Annotated in this window: 11 protein-coding genes; 5 read left to right on the top strand and 6 right to left on the bottom strand. The window is 43.4% G+C overall.

The window, feature by feature from the left end:
- Nucleotides 1-15: 15 nt before the first annotated feature.
- The 6 genes from ACEXOE_RS07235 to ACEXOE_RS07210 all read right to left on the bottom strand — a co-directional run bounded on the left by ACEXOE_RS07235 (nt 16) and on the right by ACEXOE_RS07210 (nt 15,762).
- A complete protein-coding gene (locus ACEXOE_RS07235; protein ID WP_394748069.1) occupies nt 16-3,324 on the bottom strand; it encodes a hypothetical protein in 3,309 nt (1,102 codons plus the stop codon).
- Nucleotides 3,325-3,336: 12 nt separating this feature from the next.
- On the bottom strand, nt 3,337-6,771 hold the full coding sequence (locus ACEXOE_RS07230; RefSeq protein WP_394748068.1) for a DUF6603 domain-containing protein: 3,435 nt from the start codon (nt 6,769-6,771) through the stop codon (nt 3,337-3,339).
- Between the two features lie 2 nt (nt 6,772-6,773).
- Nucleotides 6,774-8,780 carry a hypothetical protein gene (locus tag ACEXOE_RS07225; protein WP_394748067.1) on the bottom strand — a complete coding sequence of 669 codons (2,007 nt, stop codon included), beginning with the start codon at nt 8,778-8,780 and terminating at the stop codon, nt 6,774-6,776.
- A 62-nt stretch (nt 8,781-8,842) separates the two neighbouring features.
- Nucleotides 8,843-9,820 (bottom strand): hypothetical protein, encoded by a 978-nt coding sequence (locus ACEXOE_RS07220; protein ID WP_394748066.1) that lies wholly within the window; start codon nt 9,818-9,820, stop codon nt 8,843-8,845.
- 24 nt (nt 9,821-9,844) lie between these two features.
- Nucleotides 9,845-13,255 carry a DUF6603 domain-containing protein gene (locus tag ACEXOE_RS07215; protein ID WP_394748065.1) on the bottom strand — a complete coding sequence of 1,137 codons (3,411 nt, stop codon included), beginning with the start codon at nt 13,253-13,255 and terminating at the stop codon, nt 9,845-9,847.
- Nucleotides 13,252-15,762, bottom strand: a complete 2,511-nt coding sequence (locus ACEXOE_RS07210) for a metallophosphoesterase family protein (protein WP_394748064.1) — start codon at nt 15,760-15,762, stop codon at nt 13,252-13,254. Before ACEXOE_RS07210 ends, ACEXOE_RS07215 begins: the two co-directional genes overlap by 4 nt.
- 426 nt (nt 15,763-16,188) lie before the next feature.
- On the opposite strand from ACEXOE_RS07210, the gene ACEXOE_RS07205 reads away from it, so the two are divergent.
- The 5 genes from ACEXOE_RS07205 (at nt 16,189) to ACEXOE_RS07185 (ending at nt 20,031) form a co-directional block, all read left to right on the top strand.
- Nucleotides 16,189-16,395: a YgaP family membrane protein gene (locus ACEXOE_RS07205; protein ID WP_394748063.1), complete on the top strand. Its 207-nt coding sequence runs from the start codon at nt 16,189-16,191 to the stop codon at nt 16,393-16,395.
- A 264-nt stretch (nt 16,396-16,659) separates the two neighbouring features.
- Entirely contained in the window at nt 16,660-17,973 is a 1,314-nt protein-coding gene (locus tag ACEXOE_RS07200) for a cytochrome ubiquinol oxidase subunit I (protein ID WP_394748062.1), read from the top strand.
- Complete coding sequence (locus tag ACEXOE_RS07195) at nt 17,970-18,989, top strand: cytochrome d ubiquinol oxidase subunit II (protein ID WP_394748061.1); 1,020 nt, start codon at nt 17,970-17,972, stop codon at nt 18,987-18,989. The genes ACEXOE_RS07200 and ACEXOE_RS07195 overlap by 4 nt, the downstream gene beginning before the upstream one ends.
- A 67-nt stretch (nt 18,990-19,056) precedes the next feature.
- Nucleotides 19,057-19,614 carry a YeeE/YedE family protein gene (locus tag ACEXOE_RS07190; RefSeq protein ID WP_394748060.1) on the top strand — a complete coding sequence of 186 codons (558 nt, stop codon included), beginning with the start codon at nt 19,057-19,059 and terminating at the stop codon, nt 19,612-19,614.
- A gap of 3 nt (nt 19,615-19,617) precedes the next feature.
- Nucleotides 19,618-20,031, top strand: a complete 414-nt coding sequence (locus tag ACEXOE_RS07185; RefSeq protein WP_394748059.1) for a YeeE/YedE family protein — start codon at nt 19,618-19,620, stop codon at nt 20,029-20,031.
- Nucleotides 20,032-20,040 lie beyond the last annotated feature (9 nt).

Below are 20,040 nucleotides of genomic sequence, written 5' to 3'. Positions count from 1 at the left end.
TTTTAGTTTTTAGATTTACGGCAGCATTTCAGCGGCATGACGTGCAAAGATGACGGGGTTCTGGTATAAAATAGAGGCAAGATCGGCCGAATTGCTACCCCAAGTGGGGTCGGGTATGTCATCGAGCAAATCTGGATTTTCAAGCGCCAAATTCTTCTCAAAATTGATTTGATACTCTTCTAAAGTTTCCATCTCATCCACAAGATGTTCCCAGGCCAAGTCGTTCCAGCTATCCAAGGTTTCCTCCGTATTATTCTCTCCGGGCATCACCCGGTTTCCAAGGTCATCGGTAAAATCATCAAGTCCAAAAGTGATTTGTCCGGGACGTTCTTTGAATACAAAGAACCAACCCGCATCATCATTATTTACTGCGGCATTGTCATTCTGTACACGAATTCCTTTCGCTTCCTCTGCGTCCAGATCAAAGCCAAAAAGCATGATGTCTGGTTCCAATTCTGCAGAAAACAAAGGGAATTTGGTGTTCTCCGGGCTAATAGAACCTGGAAGTTCCCTGGCCTCACTGGGCTTATTGGGATGATACTTGGCTTTTTGGGCATAAACCATAGTGTTGGGGTATTTATTCAGGAGTTCCCCTCGAACGACCAATACAAGATTTGCGGGCTTGTCCTTAGCACTATGCGTTCCTAAAGCACCCTTCCAAGTATGCATTTTTTTGATGTCTAACTGAGAACTGCCCTCTTCAGCCAGAAGATTGTCCTTTACATTCCAAAATTGCCTGAAATAAGTGCCTCTTTTGTCGGTAGGGAATTCTCTCCATACCAATTCTCGCGCCATCTCATGATTTAATCCTGCCATATAAGCTTCAATAAAACGTTGATTGGACTCCAACAAAGTCAAAGAGTTATTGGGCAACTGGTCAATATTGGGAAGAATAAAATTTTGAGAAATCTTCCCTAGATACTCATAAACGGCTTCCGGAAACTCCGGATGTGCCATAATGGGCTTTAGCTTGGGAATAGGCACCAACTTTCCGTTGTCCCAGACTTTGATACGCCTACTGATCTTTCGTTCTACAGTACGTTTGGGGTCTAATTTTTGCCTTAAGTTGAGATAAACACTGTCCAGTTGGTTGATTATGGGCAATGTCTCTGGACCCTGCAATCCTGTAGCCTTTTCGCTTAAATTCCCATACATCTCCTGAAATGATTTCAGGTCCTGCGAAGAAGTGGCAGAGGAGAAACTCTCTTTTCCATTGTCCTCATCTTCCAAAGGACGGCTCACCTTAATGGATTCATAGAATTTTGAAGTAGAAGTCTCCCCAAAAACCTCTTTATAGCGAGCAATTTTTATAGAAATTTCTATGAATCCCAAATTATCTGCATTCTTCTGATACGTAAGAATATCGGTAATTACGCCTTCAACAAGGGTTTTTATGCCAGCCGACGGAACGGGGTCTGTGAGATTGTTGAGCGTATTCCTCAAACTGTTCCTGTTCAGCGTGTCCATGTCCGCTATTCCAACAATCCTAAAAAAAGTTTCTTGGGCAATATTCTTATCATCTGTCTGATAGTTCGTTACCGCATCGTCAATCGCGGCATCTACAGCAGCTAGGGTAAGGGTATTTTCCGGGGCTTTCTTAAGTCCTGCAGCCATGAGGGCAACGGAAGCATTATCTGCATTGAAATTCAGCAATAGGTTTTTTTGAAAGTCAATGGTGGGGTCGCTTAACTTGTTCATAATTTTATTCCCTTTTTTCCCTGGCCTTGTAAGACGTTTAAAAGCGGCACTTTTTGCCGCTAAAGGAACACGACTCTCCTCAAAATCGGTCTGTATGGTTTTTGTTCCCGTTTGGTTTAAAATACGCTTGTGAAAGGCCGAAGTTCTAGCCAGTCCTTTATCAAAAGTAGCCGAAGTAATATGTTTGTTGAAAAGGGCACGACTCGCCATTTTGGCCAATTCGGCCTCCCTTATTTTTTGATTGGCATCATTTACCTCCCCGATCTGCTGCCAAGCCCTGTGCATTAGATGCTCTTGTTTATCCTGTACGGTTTTAGTTCCCAATCCCGCAGTAGCGCGAAGTGTTGGGTTTTTGTTGAGGCTTTCGATCCATTTGGGATTCCGTTGTCCTCGCCTAGATCCCAATTTTTTGATCATGGCGTGATGTAAACCGTAGGTGGGGGGTACCAAAACCGGGTCTTCTTGTAGCGGTATACTGTAAAAAGGATTGTTCGTTAAATGCCCGCTAGCAGGATTCTTTTCTGTACTGTCATGGGAAAAATTAAGCAGTTGTTGAAGTCCTGTTTCAAAATCTTTGTCTCCTCCAGGTTTAGGCCATACATCTGGCTGCGCCCCGGGCGGTTTTAGCGCACCTTCCATTCCCAACGTTTTGGATTCTGAAACACCATCCAAAGCAAAGCCTGGGGATTGAATGTCCATGGCCATTTTACCAGAATCGTTCTCCATGACAATGGGCTCCAATACGGCCACTAAGCTTTCGAAATCTCCAAATTCTCCGGTATGAAAGGACCATTGATGGTATACCGGAAAATGTCCCGGTCGTGTTTGGGAAAAGGAAACTGTTCCATTCGCTTCCGTACGCCACGAAGGATCTTGCGCTTTTATTCCGGTGACGGCTTCTCCCAATCCGGCCAATCGCCCCGTTTCGAAGGCAGGAATCAAGAACGCACTATAAGCTGTTGATTTTACCAGTTTTCTAGGGCATAATAGCCTTGAAATACCATTGTCCGGGTCTTCTTCGAGCGAATTGTTCACTTCATCCGTAAGGGCATTGCCCTGATTATTTGACAGGGGCTGGTTCATTTGCACATGTCCCCACGCCCAAGTTTCCGTGTGCCTTGGAAAAACATGATCCTTGGCGGTATCATTGATAATCAATGCGGCCAAACCTTCCGGATTTTTCTGAAGCTCAAATTCAGTTTCCTTTAACACCAATAGGGTCAGCCATGGACGCAAACGTCTTGCAGAGAGTGGAGTATCGGTATCCGGATTTGCCGGGGTATAACGCCATAAAAAGTCCTCTTCATAAAAATCGATATAGACCAAACTATTGGCTTCAAAATTCGTGATATTCTTTCTGGGATTGGTCTGTACAATAGCGCGGTCGCTCAATCCAACAATATCACCTGGCCCTACCAAGTGTACATTCTTGCTAATGAAGGTCTCATTGACACTATCATCCTCAATACTGGTATCTTCTACAGTAACATCAACTTTCAAAGTTGCCCTAACAATGGCGTCGTCCAAACCTGTGCCACTTCTTCCAAGGGTGTCTTTCTCCTCAATTTTGGTGGACAGGCCTTGCCGCAACCAGGGCAGAAAGGAATAATGGGCTAAATCACTCATAATATCACTTTTTTATAGTACTTCTTCTAATTCATCTAAAGGAACTACTTGTAGTTTTCCTCGTAACGCTGGTTGTGCTACCAACAATTCTTTCAGGGCTTGATCAGCTTCCGATTGGCTTCCCCTATCAAAATGGGGCAATTGGATCTTTTGCAAATCATAGGTGTTCATAATACTGAAGGGAGGGTCTTCTAGGCTTACTTTGGCGAGATGCCCTTCTTTTTTCTCTCGCAGTTGTATGGATAGGGGCGATTTTCCTACAGCACCGCCTTTAGCCATGTTTCGGAACATTAGGGCATCATCTTCCCAAGTATCCAAACTATAGGGCGAATACAGTGCATAGGGCGTTTCGGATTCCCTGTCATAGTCCGAAACCCGTTGTTCGTAGTTCACCGGTCTGTTTATGGCATAATTCATATGCAGTGCATCTGTACTTTTTGTGCGTACACCACTATCTTCTTCCACATAGGAAGGAGAACTCAATTTGTCCTGATCCTCCATCTCCTTATAGCCGGCAGGAACAAAAGTGTCTTTTACCTTCTCAATTTCCATGATCGATCCTCCGATCCGTACTTGGGAAATGTTTACTCTTTTAATATCCTCTGGTCTGTGATTCCCATATTTGGAAATCAGCAAATCCAAGGGTACGATGGTTTGATTGATCTGTAGGGACCCCATGGATTGCATCAGTAGGGCGCCCTCTTCCATCTCCGCTTCTTTGAGGGACACCAAGAGGTTTTTATTGGTGGTAATGATAGCGGACCAATTGCTGGCTTCTGTAAGGGCATCCAATATTTTAGGAAGTATGGGAATCGTTGCCTCCATAACTTCCCTGCGTTCTCCCCAAGTTTCATTAAAACGCACTTTGATCTTGATAAATAAGACCTTAAAGGAAGCCGTTCCACTGGCCACCCAAGGAGTGGGGCCCTGCAATTCAAAATCCAATGTAATGGAAAAGAGGGTACTGCTTCCCAGTTTTACTTCAATTCCCGCACGGATACCGGCAATAAATCGGAATGGGGAAAATTGGAAAAGTACATCAAAACCAAAATAGCCGATGATACTGAATTTAGAGATCCTAAAGGAAAAATCAATGGCAGCCCCAAATTGTACCGTATTAGAGGTAATGGCAAAATAGCTGGTCAATACCAAGCTGGGGTTACCACTCAAAATACTTAGGGTAAGGCGCTTCATAACGCCTAGGTTGAGATGGGCCGGTGGATTGAAAGAAGGGTGGAAACCGCCTACAGAAAGTACAAAAGCCTTTTTTTCTCCCCAACTTAACCGTAAAGCCATATCCCCTTCCAAGGTAAAGGTGAGAATACGCGAACCTTCCAAACTAGCATCAAAAGAGAGTTCCCCTTTTTCAAAATCGATGACCCCAAGGAAGTTCACTTGTAGCTTTAAAATGGCGGCCTCCTCTGTGGGGATTACGGCCTTAATTACCCCTAAAATGGCAATTCTTACCGGATTGGCGAACTCTACCAAGAGGCCAAACTCTATGCTAATTAGTGTTGGGACACTCCAGGTAATCTTGGCCATAAGGCCAATGATGAATTGATCTTCCTTTGGGGGAAAAATGGCCCTAAGATCGGTGATGATCCTACTGATATTTTCCACCACATCCTCTGGGAACATAATATGATCGATGCCTCCTTGTCGTACCCCTTGTCGCAGCACCTCAACCTCTACTGTTCTGTGGATGCCGATCAAACCGCCAAGACCACTCAAAAAGAAGCCCATTCCCAAGACAATCCCAGGGGTAAACTGTACATTGATCATTAGTAGGAGGGAGAACCCTTTAGAGCCATCTGGCATTCGGGTAGTGATCAATCCTATGGCCGTGACCAACAGTGTTCCCTGAATTTCCAATTCCAAAGCCCCTCCATAACGTTCATTATCAGGGTCAAAGAAGAGATATCCTCCTCCTTTGACGATGCCGGTATCTAAGGAGAGCCCTATTCCTGTAGGGGGTTTAAAACCAACATCTAGATTGGCCACACCCAAATTTCCTTGTTCAAACTCCAATGCGGCTTTCAAGCCAATATTTTCAACTACACCAACAAAGGGCCCTAAAGTGACCTTCATATTCGCTCCCACGTTCAAATCAAACTGTTCTGCACCAGGACTCAAGCCAAGGGTCAATCCCTCAATAGCCAATGGGCCCAATTCGATATGGGTAGGGATATGAATATTAAACTGTGATCCCCCGGAAATACTAAATCCATGCAATAAGCTGATTTTAAAGGCCAAATGCGAATCGATCTGTACATTAACCCCAGAAAGTATCTGCTGTAAAAATCCATCGCCATCTCCTCCCTTGATTACCAATCGAATGACCTGAATTTCTCCCTCTATTCCCAAATCGAGATTCCCACCTGCATTGCCTATAAACCATTTTACGCCCAATCCCTTCAAGGAAAGGCGTGTGCCTTCCCTAGATCCAACGAGAATCAGTTCTTCCGACTTTTCCGGTTTCTCCCGAATCTGGATAGTGGCAAGATAATTTGCCGTAAGACCCAAAATGCCTTCCGCTTGGAACGGGGGTCTTAGGACAAGGCCAATACCTTTAATATCTGCGGTAGACTCAAATAATAGCTCTCCTTTATCGCATACATCGAATTGAAATTCCGCTGCGCCCATGAGATAAGGCAATAATGCGATTCCTCTTTTCTGGGGACCTTGAGCATCCACCGGAGAAAATGTAACCCCAAATTGAGCGTAGGTCTCCGCCGTAAATCCTTTTTGGAAAAAGGGAAATCGCAGTTCTTTCTGATTGGCTATCGTATTTCCCAGAAGTGCTTTGGTAGTCTCGGCTTGGGGATATAGCCCTCCTGGAAGTCCGGATGATTTCATCAAGCGCTCCAATCGGAATAAAAATTTGTCGGCATCAAAATCAGTTTCCCATTGGTAGACCTCATTAAAAATTTGTCGGGGATCGGTAAACAATACTCCAAATCGGTCCCAAAGGATGCTTCTACTCGGTTGTCCGGGCCCTGCTTCGGGTTCCCTTTCCACCAGCCCCAGAAGAAATAGGGTATCATGGAGTTGGGGTTTTTGCACCTCAAAATACTCCAACAGCAGAAAATCTGTCAAACGCCTTGGTAGATCGTTTATATTTGGAATACCTGCATTTCCATTGGATTTTATCTGCTCATTCAATTGCACAATGGCGTTCACCGTAGTGCCAAATCGTACGAGCACTTCGGCCAAGGCCACTACAATCTCTTCATCTTCCGTCGCCGCAACTAAGTTTTGTATGCCAGTAACGAGTTCTGTTACTTCTGTGGCCAAATCCGATAAAGCCGTACCAAAAGCTCCTTCTGGCAGCTCATACCCCAATTTGCGGAAAAATGCCACGGCCTTTTGAGGGCTATCTATAGACCGAATGGGAGCTATGGCAAGCCCTGCTTCGGTCAATATGGATTGTAATGCATCTTGTGGCATAATTATGTTTTTTCTATATTCTCCATATAATTTGGCATCGGTCCCACCGCAACAATGGTATCCGAAGGGTCATTTGCTAAAGCCGAAATGGCCCTATGATCTGAATGTGAGTCATCCAAAAGTGCGCTGGAAATAGCATTTGGAGTTGGCAACACCTCTTCCCACATTTCCCTTAAAAAAATTCGTAACGCATTGTCTTTTTCGCTGGTAAGCGCAAAAATTTGGTTACTGCGATAGTTTCGCTCAAAAAGAATCATTCCTGGCAGTCCGAACCTCAGATATAAGTGGTACTTCCCGTTAGGGCCATTTATATGTGTTTGTGCATTTGCTAACAATGATTTAATATGAGGGAGTCTATTGTCATCAATAAAATCTATAAGTTCAGTTTGAAATTGTCTAAGTTGATCGGCATCCAAATCGGATGGTGCATTATTGGGCACAACAGAAGCTGCTAATTGTTGCGAGATAGTTAAGAGTTCATCAAAAATAGGGCTCAGCGTATCCGAATCTGAAATTTCTCTGGTCAGGGAAGCCATATGCCCTGGCAAATCACTGCTGACAAAAGTTCCGAGGGCATTCAAGGTGCTCTCCCTAGGTTCACTTCCAGAAGGGACTCCAAAAATAGCTTTGATTCGGTTTATTGTATTCTTAAAATTCAAGGTGGAAATTCCATGCTGTTTTCCCTCACGAATTACAATGGAATTCGGAATAGTTGCCTGCCAATTCAGAAGGCAAAATTCCGCAGCCTTTTTGTTAAGAGCTGTATGCCACACATCAAAATAGGCGTCCGTATACAATATCACCTCTAGCCAGTCATCAAAAACACTTTTTATCGTTGTTCCCGAAATGTTCAAGCCATCATGTCCAGATATTCCATTGTTCAAGACTTCCTCTATGGCTGTAAAATCATCTAACAGGTTAAATCCTGTAGTAGGAAACTTTTGAAACCATCGTGGGCCACTTACATGAGGTATATTTGCTGCTCTTCCAAAAAACTCACCGACTGCCACCAGATAATCTCTATCTACACCTGCTCGACATCCGCGTATATCAATCCATGAAGAACTTGAAAAACGTCCTTGTACTTGTTCTAGGTTTCCTCTAAAGTTATTGTTAAGAGCAGTCATAGAACGTTCAAGAGTGCTGAACGTATCACTAGAAATATCTGTACTCCCTGGAGTAAAACCATAGTTAGCAAAAGAGAAACTACGAATGGCGTCACGAAGGAGGTTTAATTGTGCTATGGCGACATCTGGATAATTATCTCCATCAATTATATTTTGCCGACATAATTCTAAAATCTTCTCATAAATACTTATAAAAACGTTTTTACGGGAGGTATTTAAATTTGAACCATCCCTTTTAATAAAATTCCCCTGTACCACCATTGGAGTAAGTGCACAAAGGGTAAACCGAATCAAATCTTGCCTTGGATGGGACATATTGGTATATTCAAAGGGAACAAGCACCGCCTGATGTGTAGCATCTCCTAGTATATGCCCTAATACGATTTCAGCTATTTGTGATGCTGTTGCGCCTGTTCCAAAAAAATGAAATAATTGTATTTTAGTAAATAACCAAGCACCATCTCCTTGCAAAAATGCTCTCAATTCCGTTTTTTCAATATTTACTCTGGTATCTCCTTCTACCATAGGGGAAAGAATACCTTCAATTTCAGCATGAGCTATGATACGTATTCTGTTCAGTGGTTCAGTGCTCGCGGCTAACTGCGCAATCATATTCTCAATGGAACTGAAGCGCTTCAATCTTGCTCCTCTAAAACCGAAAAACTCGTGAAAATCTACAGCGCCCTGGACAGTGGGTTCCGCTCCCGGAATTATAAAAACCAAATCCGGAACGTGTTCCCTCAAGATTGTGATAGGCGGAGTTGGATCAGGTACAGGCACTGGTGTTGGATCACCTCCAGGATCTCCAGGTGCCGTATTAGGTGGTATGTCCATTATGGCAGCATTCTTTGCCGATTGTGTCCCTTTTGTTGATTTACACATAGTTTAGTTCAAATTCATTTTCTATAGGAATATGCGTTTTAACATCCCTCTATAATCCTTATTTAATGTACCACGGGTCCTTCTTTGTAATGTTTATTGATCCAAAAAGCCCGTGTCCCGGACATACCTTCCAAAACATCCGTAAAATTGGTCCCATTAAAATACCGATCGCGCAAGGCTTCCAAAATGCGTCCACATTGCACAATATTGCTCTTGGGAAAGCGCAGCAGATTGAACAAATCTATTTTTACATTTTCCTCCAACTGAGCTATGTTTTCTCTTAGTTCCTGTTCTGCCGCGGCTCGCTGACTCCCATTTTCGGGAAGTTCTGTCCAAGCCAAACCATTTTCAACGATCATCGCCAAAACTACCATTCGAATAGCGCAGACGCCCTTACCTCCCATACTCTGCCTAACAAAATCCTCAGTATCTCCATTGATCGATTCCGCCAGAGCTTCTGCATGGTTCTTTCGTTCATCTGGGCTTTGGGAAGCGATGCCTTCACAGGCCATGCTAAAAACAAAGCGCTTGAATCCATTTCCATTTTCCGGGTTTTGAAGAGCTACATTTTGATAATAGATATTATGATCGTTTACCAACTCCCTGGCCACATCGATATTCCCAATACCGGGGCCTGGTGCATTGGCCGCATCCTGGATCATACCTTCAAGTGCTTCATTGGTCTGTACTACCGCTTGATTTAACACTACCGTTCCCTTTATCGCAGCGCTATCGTCCAAAACCCTTACAGTAACCCTTAAATCTGCAGCAGAAGGTGGAGTATAGCTTATCTCACCAAATGAGGATTGCTGGTTTACCGTATCATCCCCATTTTGAAACTCCCATTCATACGAACTTACTTGACCCGCCAGTGTAGTATCTGTAACAAAAACCACGTATTGCTGAAGACGGTTCACGACAATCGGCGAGGAGAGGAAACTCACTAGGACCACTTTTCCATCGGCGGATTGGACAGCCTGTCCCAAATCTTCCGGGGATAAATCAAAAGGCAATCTACTTTCTGTTTTACGAACGGCCATTGACCTTATTTTTTCTTATACTATTTATTCTACCAATTCCAATTCATCCTCGGGCACTACCTGTAGTGTTCCTCTTAAACTGGGGTTGGCTCTTAACAAGCTTTTTAATCGATCATCTGCTTCAGCCTTGCTCCCCACGGTAAAATCTGTTTGTTTAGCCTTGACTAAATCCTTGGTATTTACAATGGTGTACCCCGGTTGTCCCAACTGTACCGATTTCCCGGTCAATACCTGTTTATTGGCCATATTCGTCCGCGACAATGGGGAATTTGCAATGGCTCCACCTTTAGACATTTTCCCAAAGAGCAATTGTTCATCTTGAAACAAGCCCAATTTTAGGGATTGTGACAACTCATAAGATTTTTCGGAAGCCCGATCAAAGTCAGAAGCCCTAACTTCATAGGTTACCGGGCGATTAATGGCGTATTCCATGGTCATGCTTTCCGTATCACTAAGCTGTACCCCATTTTTCTCTTCCACGAAAGAGGGTGATTTTAGCTTATCATCATCTTCCATATCCTTATAGTTGGATGGGGCAAAGCTGCCTTTGATCATCCGAAACGCCAAGGGAATCCCTGAAATATGCACAGCTTTTATGGTGGCCATGGAAATATCCTGCACCTTGTATTGCCCGTACTTGCTAACACCGACTTCAAAAGGCATTACCTTTTGCTGAATCCGCAGACTTCCCATAGGGGCCAGCCGTACCACGCCCTCCTGATCTTCCATTTCCTTAAGGCTTACCAATTGGAATCTACGTGCTGGCAATACTGCGGTCCAACTACTTTGATCTTCCAATTCCCGCATCATGGGTTGTAGCAATGAAACCGAAGTTTCGATACCATCGGCCTCGTTCCCCCAATTCTTATTGAAGCGTACTTTAAAAGAGAAGAACAGAATTTTAAACTTCGCCGTTCCCCTGGCCGACCATGGCTCGGGCCCTGCCAACTCAAATTCCAGACCAATGGCAAAAAGGGTACGACTTCCCAAACGCACTTCTATTCCGGCACGGATTCCAGCAATAAAGCGGAAAGGTGAAAATTGAAACAAGACATCGAAGCCCAGGTATCCAACGACCCTGAATTTTGAAATCTTAAACAAGAAATCTATCGCTGCACCAAATTGCACGGTATTGGAGGTAATGGCAAAATAATTGGTCAGCGTAAGTTTGGGGTTACCTGTCAAAAGGCTAAGGGTAATCCGTTTCATGTTCCCCAGGTTATACCGGGCAGGCGGTGTAAAAGAGGGATGGAACCCTCCTACGGAAAGCAGAAAATCTTTTTGTTCCCCCCAACTGATTCGCAAGGCCATATCACCTTCGAGGGTAAAGGCCAATAAACGCGAATTAAAGATACTGGCATCAAAAGAAAGTTCTTTGTTCTCAAAGTCTATAATGCCCAAAAAGTTTACCTGTAGAATAAGAACCGCTTTTTCCGGATCTGGCAGCGCCGCTTTGATCACTCCTAAAATGGCAAGGCGGACAGGGTTCTTAAACTCCACGACCAAGCCTAACTCGATAGTTAACAAGGTGGGAACGCCCCAATTGATCTTGGCCATTAATCCGATCACGAATTGATCTCTCTTCGGCGGGAAAATGGCTCTTAAATCACTAATGATCTGGGAAATATTGGCGATGACATTCTCCGGAAATAAAATGTGATCCAGAGTATTGTTTTTGATTCCCGCGCGTAGTGCTTCTACCTGTATACTTCTGTTATATCCTATAATAAGACCTATTCCACCCCAAGAAAAGCCCATCCCGAGCTGAATAGCCGGTTCAAACTCCAAACTCACCAGCAGCAACATGGAAAATCCTTTTTCACCATCTGGCAAGCGCGTGGTAATCAATCCTATGGCCGTTAAGACATATTTATCGAAAATTTTAAGCTGTAAAGCACCCGCATAACGCTCATTGTCCGGATCAAAGAACAAATACCCTCCTCCTTTAACGACCTTGGCATCCACAGAAATTCCCACCCCATTGGGCGGTTTAAATTTAACGGAACTGCCTCCCGCTTCCGTTTCATTGACCTTGGCCTCCAAACCTATTTGGTCTACTACCGCAACTACCGGACCTAATGTTACTGTAAAACCAATGGAGGTTTCCAGGGCAAACAAGGCTTGTTTTTCTTTATTTCCCGCTTTTATACCCAGCATTAAGGTATTTAATCGCAAGGGTCCCAAATCTTTATGGATCGGGAAGGTGAAAAAGAGTTTTGCCCCTCCTTCAATAAAAAACCCTTTCTTTTTGGAATAGCCTATCGCCAGATCAAATACTGTTTTTAAACCCTCTGGTGGAAGAATAGCAGAAAGAAAGCCATCACCTCCTTTAATCACTAAACTGTTCTTTTCGGTAAACAGTTTAAATTTATAGTCATCCTCTTCATTTCGTACAGAAACTTTGGCTTCACCTCCTATTTTGCCCAATTTAAAATGAGTGCCATTGGGATTTCCAAACAAAGGCTCCCCTTTATGCGTATAGACGAGCTTCATGCTTACCCCACCTCCCGTGGATCCGGGAACATTTCCTAAATCTCCTAACGAAAGAAGGATATCTGGGGCATCTACATCAATATCTAATTTAAATTTCTTGAGGAAGCTACTGGAGCTATTTTCAAATTTTGTGCTCAAGCCTCCCGAACCATTGATCCGAACCAACATTCCAGGGCCTCCATGGCTTCTAGGGACTGGCGCCAATGAAAAAACGAGTTCTCCTTTTACCTTATTTCCATTGCCATCATCGGTTTTTCCTTTTAAGGCAAAAGTCATGGCCGCCAAGGAAGCCGCATCGGCTATCGGGGAATTGGATTCGGGATCGGCTTCCCAACCGTGTTGGAAAGGCATTTTTAACCAAAAACCAAAAACACCCAATCCTAAAATTGGAAAAAGTAAGCCATTGGAAAAGTTTTGGACATGTTCTGGAGTATCCCAAGTAAATACACCATCATAAAGTGAGTTCAGATAGCCTCCACTATCCCCAAACATATTGTAAATGCCCCCATAATGTATAGCATGCTCTTGAACGATTCCCAAAGCTTCAAAAATAACATAGGCCCCAGGGTTCTGTACCCGCACATGCCCCAGTAGGAGCAAATTGAGCCAAGTGGCCAACATTTCATTCACGATTATGTCTGGATGCTCCGTCTTTACGGCCATGATGAAGGATTCCATGGCATCTACAATTTTTAGAATGTCCTCTAAAAGTTCATAGAATTTCTCTAAATCGGTGTCCTCGGTGTTTTCATCCCCAAAAGCAGCAACCTCATCAAAAATATTGGGAGGCAAATTAATATCCGGAGTAGCATTTCCTTCTCCTAAGGGATGGCCCAGCGTTCTTAAAAAGTCGCGTCTTAAGTGCTCATCTTCTGCCAGCGCCTTTACCGGTTCCAATATTTGGGAAAACCCTTTTCCCAGCTCGTGCAATACATTACTCATAAGGCTCTCGGTATTACGGGTTCCTGGGCATCGCTTGGCGTCAAGGCTGCTTCAAATTCCATATAAGGTTGGGGATCATTGGGCTGTGGTTCCTGGGGATGGTAAAAATAAAGTTGATGTTTTACCTTCAATGTAGTCCCCGTACCGGAAAATGTTACTTTGCCAATATTGGCATTCCAATTGATTCTTCTGGAAAAATTATTCTTGAAAAACTTCTCGTGACGCTGTAAAACTTTGGCGTATCCCATTCCGGCATCTGCAGGGTCAATATCGGTATCGCCAAAGGGGAGTTGTGCTTTGGTCGGACGGTCTTCATCGGCGCGTTCATCTAGTACGAATTCCAAGCGCCAAGACCAATCCGAAGGAACAGCAAGTTGTGTTCCTTCTGGCCAGCCGGAGGTAGGAAGCAGCACGGGATTATCATTTAAACGTACCCGCATCCCATGGGGTATTACCCTTCCATCGGGTACATCCACTTCCTCGATAAGGGTAGTGGCGTTCTTCCAACCTTTCCGTTCCATGGGAATATAAGCCTGTTCAAAGATCTTTTGACTGGTAGCATTGGGAAGAATACTGCGTTTCCAACCTTCAATCTCATTCTTTGCTCCGCTTGCCACTAATTGAACAAAATTGCTGGTTGTTGCTTCGTTTTTCTTCCAATATTCCATTTTAGTGGTAAATCCGTAATGCACATCTCCAGAGAGAAAGACTACTTTTTTAAAGGGCTGGAGGTGTGCTAGGAACTGTTCCAAGTTCTTTGGATTTAATCCCCATGCTTCCACATCGAAATCTTCGTGCCCTTTGATCAATTTTTCATCCGGTCCAGGTTTTTTAAAGTGATGTACCACATCTACAATGCGGGAAGCTATGGGTTGCAGGAGTTCTTCAAAAATTCCTAACCCTAAAACAGGTGCCGTTGCCACTACCAAGAGTACTTCGGCACCAGCCGTTGGAATAAGGGTTTGTGGTAGTTGTTCTAGCAATGAACTTAATTTAATCAGTCCAGGAGGGCTATATTTTCCTTTGAGTTCTCTTTGGGTTCTACTATCCAGTACCGCCGTATTGGTTGGACCACTTTTTACCGTAAAATGCCACTGTACCAAAGAATCGGCATTCGCAAGACCAAAAATAGTGTCCAAACGATCCCCAGGGGCCGCTACGGGTCCTTCGGCTGCGCTATTGGGGAAAAGAGCTTCTGCTTTTTCCAAAATTTCGGCACCAATACCACTTTCGTAGTACTTCGGCATATTGCCCCATGCCTGGAATAGGGCAAAGCTCAATAGTCCATTTCGCAAAACCCGTTTTCCAAAGGGAGCTGCCAATACATCGCTTCGCCATTGGGCGGTAAGATTCCAATCATCTGTGACCTCATGGTCATCGAACATCATATACACGGGAACATTGGCCAATAAACGCATCACTTTAGGCAGGGCTTTGGTGAACGCCTTTAAGTGTTCCTTTTCTTCCTTGAATTTTTCCTTTAAAGCATCTACTTTTTTTTGTCGTTTTTCTTGGCGTTCTGCGGGAGTGTCCTCTTCATCGTCATCCGAATCATCGTCTGCAGGAAGCTTGGAGAGGATTTCCGGCTTGGATGGTGCCGGTACTGGTTCGGTCAAGGCCAGGCTGTCCTCAGGAAGGTCCTCTGTCCACAATGCATTGGACCAATAAAACAGATACAAGGCACAATACTCTCCAAAAGAAAAGGCATGACAGCTTGCGGCCGTACTGGTGAAGTTTGCTGTTTTAAGCGTGGTTTTCATTCGCCTGGCCGTAGGAAGATTGCTTAAATTAACTTCGATATCCTCAGCAGCGCTCAGCGGCATTTTTTCATTTTTCCCCAAGAGCACCTTCCCGGCATCCGTTAGCATGGGTAATAAGGGCATTGCAATGTCATCTGCGTAGACTTGGTCTCCCGTAAGAAAAAGCTGGTGTGGCCTTTTGAAGGGATCTGTTCCTGCTTTTTTTATTAAAACGTCGATTCCCTGCATGGCATCCACATTTCCCAAACCGTGTGCCTTCCTGCATGAGGTATGCAAAATATTTAAATGATCTAGTGCAATGGGGGCTGTCACAAAATTGGGAAGTAATCTAGGCTGATATCCCAAAGCCAAATGTTTGGGGTGGGATGTTTTATCCTTCAACAAACCTAGGGATTTTAGGTCTTTGGTAGGACCATCACCAATAAAGATAAGGTTGTAGGAATATAAGGTTTGCGGTGTTAAGGCCACTTGGGTTTCTGGAATAGTAAGGGTTACCATAGCCAAATGTAAATGCGCTCCAATACGCTTGGTGGAAGTCGTTGCCGTATGTGTTGCTCCGCTATTGTCAAACAATCCGGAACCAGCTCCCGTATCTACAATACCCGGTGTGAGATGCAGGCCAATAGTGCTGGGTTTGGATAAGGCCACCCAAATACTCACACTATGCGGCTCTACCCTACGCAATATGGGTCCCGCTAAAATAAGCGGTAAGTTATTCACTCTATTTTCTAATGAAGTCCAAGGCATTTCTTCGATATATTAAACCGTATGTAATCCTTGGGGGAACTGAAGGGGGAAGATGTCGTATTCCAACGGCTCTCATTCTGCTTTTAGGAAAGCGACATATCGAAACTACGGAAACCAACTCATTTTCCTACAATATAAGTATAAAATGTAAGAATTGCCATAAAAATTGTATAAGTGGTACACTAATATATACACAATGCAAAAATATAATGTTGGCTACATTAACGAGGTGATTCAAATGAACATTTCGAGCCCTAAAATTTGCCTAAAAGCTTCAAAAACGTATTTCAATTCACAACCACATAGGCTTCAATCCAATGTAACCATTGTTACAAACCGCTCATTGCAAATAAATTACCTTTAAACTTTGGCGAAGCATTTTGCATTCCTCCAAATGAAATTGATAATCATTTAAACTCTTATCTTATGAAAAAGAATATGGGCGGCACAGACCGCATTGTGCGTATCATCCTCGCACTGATTGTTATAACACTGTACTTTACAAATGTTATAAGTGGCACTTTGGCCTACGTACTCCTGACCCTTTCCGGTGTTTTTGTTTTGACCAGCTTTATGAGTTTTTGTCCTTTATATTCCATTTTCGGATTAAATACCTGTAAAGTAAAAGAGTAATCGCACTCACTTTAGCAATTATTGGGAGCCATGCACTTTTAAGAGAATATCTCCGAAGAGAGGTATTTCCTCCGTTCACTTTTTCTCCCAATAAATAGCAAAAGCATGACAAGCTTCCAACGCCTGTCCATTAAAAAAGACAGGCGTTTTTTCGCTTATTTCGTTGTACGGTTTTCTGAAAAAAGGACGTTTTTATCACAGTTCTAGACGAAACTGAAATGGGCCTGTAGTACCTTTGTTGGTAATCGTTAAAAACGCAATGATATGGAAAACATAGACGCCGCCCGATTGCAAATGGCCTTCACGTTAATTTTCCATATTGTTTTTGCATGTATTGGCATGGTCATGCCCTTTTTTATGGTCGTAGCACATAAAAAATGGCTCAATACCCGAAACCCTATTTATCTTACCTTAACCAAATCCTGGCAGAAGGGGGTCGCTATTTTCTTTGTTACAGGGGCGGTCTCCGGAACGGCCTTATCTTTTGAATTGGGATTGTTATGGCCAGAATTTATGAAGCATGCCGGCCCAATAATCGGAATGCCCTTTTCATTGGAAGGCGCGGCTTTTTTTGTGGAAGCTATTGCGCTGGGTTTTTATTTGTACGGCTGGGGGAAAATCCCTGAAAAATTTCATTGGTATACAGGAATTGTTGTCGGTATTGCTGGAGTCAGCTCTGGTATCCTGGTCGTAGCTGCCAATGGCTGGATGAATGCGCCTACTGGTTTTGATTATGTTGATGGGAAATTTCTCAATATCGATCCCATAGCTGCCTTGTTGAACCCTGCTTGGTTTACACAAGCCTTACATATGACCTTGGCTGCATTCACGGCTACAGGCTTTGCGGTTGCCGGTATCCATGCCTACCAAGTCTTAAAAAAAAGAAACACGGAACTTCACAAAAAAGCTTTTAAAATTGCTATTGGTTTTGGAGCTATCGCCGCCATTTTACAACCTCTCAGCGGGGATCTTTCCGCCAAGGATATCGCGCAAAGACAACCGGTAAAGTTGGCTGCCATGGAAGCACATTACCATACTGATAAAGGGGTGCCCTTGTATATTGGCGGTATTGTAGATTCCGAAAAACAAGAGGTACATTATAAAATTGAAATTCCAAAGGCACTTTCTTTTCTTGCTTTTGGTGATTTTAATGCTCCTGTACAGGGTTTAAACGACTTTCCGGAAGAGTTGCGTCCTAATGTGCCTATCGTACATTATGCTTTTCAAATTATGATTAGCCTAGGAGGCATATTACTCCTTGCGGGCCTCTATTTTCTGATCACCAACTTCCGAAAACCGCAGTGGTATGATCGTGCTGGCTTCTGGCGGATTTTTGCTATTCTTGCTCCCATGGGGTTCATTGCATTGGAAGCGGGATGGATCGTTACCGAAGTGGGCCGACAACCCTGGATCATTCACAATATCATGAAAACCAAAGATGCGGTAACCCCCATGCCAGGGATCGTGTTCAGTTTCTACATGTACGTAGCCGTATACTCTTGCCTTGCCATTGCCGTCACCTGGCTCATGACGCGACAAATCCGAGCATTAAATGCTTCTAAAACCCTTACTCCATGATTTATGTAGTCCTATTTTTTTTGGGGTTTTCCCTTTTTCTTTATGTGTTGATGGCCGGTGCCGATTTTGGTGCGGGCATTCTTGAGTTGTTCTCCTCCAAAAAAAATCAATCGATTACCAAAAAAACAGCCTATAGGGTGATGGGACCCGTTTGGGAGGCCAATCATATCTGGATTATTATTTTAATTGTCATCTTATGGATCGGATTTCCTATCTATTACAATATCCTGGTCCTATCTTTACATATTCCCATTACTTTAATGCTCTTGGGCATAACGCTTCGTGGGGTTGCCTTTATTTTTAGGCATTATGATGTATATAAGGATCAATCGCAACGCATCTACGATTTTATGTTTAGATTGTCTAGTCTACTCACCCCAGTGTTCATTGGCCTTACGTTCGGCGCTGTGGTGAGTGGAGAAATTACCCGGGTATCCGAAGTATCGGAACTTAGCTTTGCCCAACTATATATAGCGCCTTGGTGGAATATATTTTCCTTACTCATAGGATTGTTTTTTACGGCCCTATGTGCGTTTCTCGCTTCTGTATTCTTGATTGGGGAGGCCTCTTCCGCTACCAAGAAATATTATATCAAAAAAGCCATCATAGCCCTAGTGGTTGTAGTTCTTTTAGGGTTTAGCAGCATCGTTTTTGGTTATTTTAGCCAGATTCCTTTTGTATTGGACTTTATTCAAAACCCCTATTGCATCCTTGCCGTCCTGTTTTCTGGAGTTTTATTGGTGCCTTTATGGCGAAGTATTCATCGAGGTCGAAGAATTTTAAGTCGGCTCTATGTGGGCGTGCAAGTAGTGCTGATTCTATTTGCCGCTCTAGCCACGAACTATCCTTATTTGATCTATACTACAGAAAATCAGATCAATATTCTAACACATACGGCTCCGGATAGTGTTATAAGCGTATTGGGTGTTTCCCTGCTTATTGGGGGCTTTGTTATTCTTCCCGGACTCTTTCACTTGTTGAAATCCTTTAAAATGATTAAAATTCTTGAACAATAAGGGTCTCTTGTAACAAAAGTTACGCCTAAATCCTTGAAAATATGTTTTTTTTGTAAAAAACGGATATATGGATTGGATTCTTGACCCTTGGCCCTGGTATGTTTCGGGCCCCATGATCGCACTGATCATGCTCCTCTTATTGATGGTTGGAAAGAATTTTGGAATGTCTTCTAACTTAAGAACACTCTGCACACTCTGTGGTGCAGATAAGCAATCTGATTTTTTTAAGTTCGACTGGAAGGCGCAACGCTGGAATTTGATTGTGGTTCTTGGTGCGATTATCGGTGGATATCTCGGGGCAACTTTTTTATCGCAAGAGGCCGTTGTTTCCCTACAAACCGAAACCATTACGAAACTGCAGGGTCTAGGATTCCATAGCGCTGGAGAGGCCTATATGCCCATAGAATTATACGGAATGGAAGCCTTTATGAATATTAAAAGTATTCTTGTACTGGCCATAGGCGGTTTTTTGGTCGGTTTTGGTGCCCGTTATGCAGGAGGTTGTACTTCGGGGCATGCTATTTCTGGTCTTAGCAATTTACAACTGCCTTCTTTAATTGCCGTTATTGGTTTTTTTGTTGGTGGTTTGATCATGGTACATTTCATTTATCCTTTTATCTTTTAAGTTATGCGCACTCTAGTTTATCTTCTTATTGGAATTGTTTTTGGCATTACCATGTTTAAATCCGAAGCAGCTTCCTGGTTCCGTATTTATGAGATGTTCCAATTCGATGCTTTCCATATGTACGGCATCATTGGTTCTGCTCTTTTTTTAGGAGTGATTTTAGTTCAACTCATCAAGAAATTTAAGTTGAAATCATTTTATGGGGAACAGATCAAATTTGCACCCAAAGCCAAAGGAGTTGCCCGATATGCTCTTGGCGGGGTTATTTTTGGGCTGGGTTGGGGATTGGCGGGTGCTTGTCCCGGACCTATGTTTACTTTGGTAGGAGCGGGCTTCCTTCCCATTCTTATTGGCTTGGTCTTTGCCATTTTAGGCACTTTTGTTTATGGGGTCTTAAAGGATAAATTGCCGCATTAAGGAAGCACC

Origin of the sequence: Spongiimicrobium salis, from assembly GCF_043678055.1 — a bacterium.
GTDB classification, from domain to species: Bacteria; Bacteroidota; Bacteroidia; order Flavobacteriales; family Flavobacteriaceae; genus Spongiimicrobium; species Spongiimicrobium salis.
The sequence above is the reverse complement of the archived record's forward strand: the minus strand, read 5'-3'. Positions and strand labels throughout refer to the sequence as shown.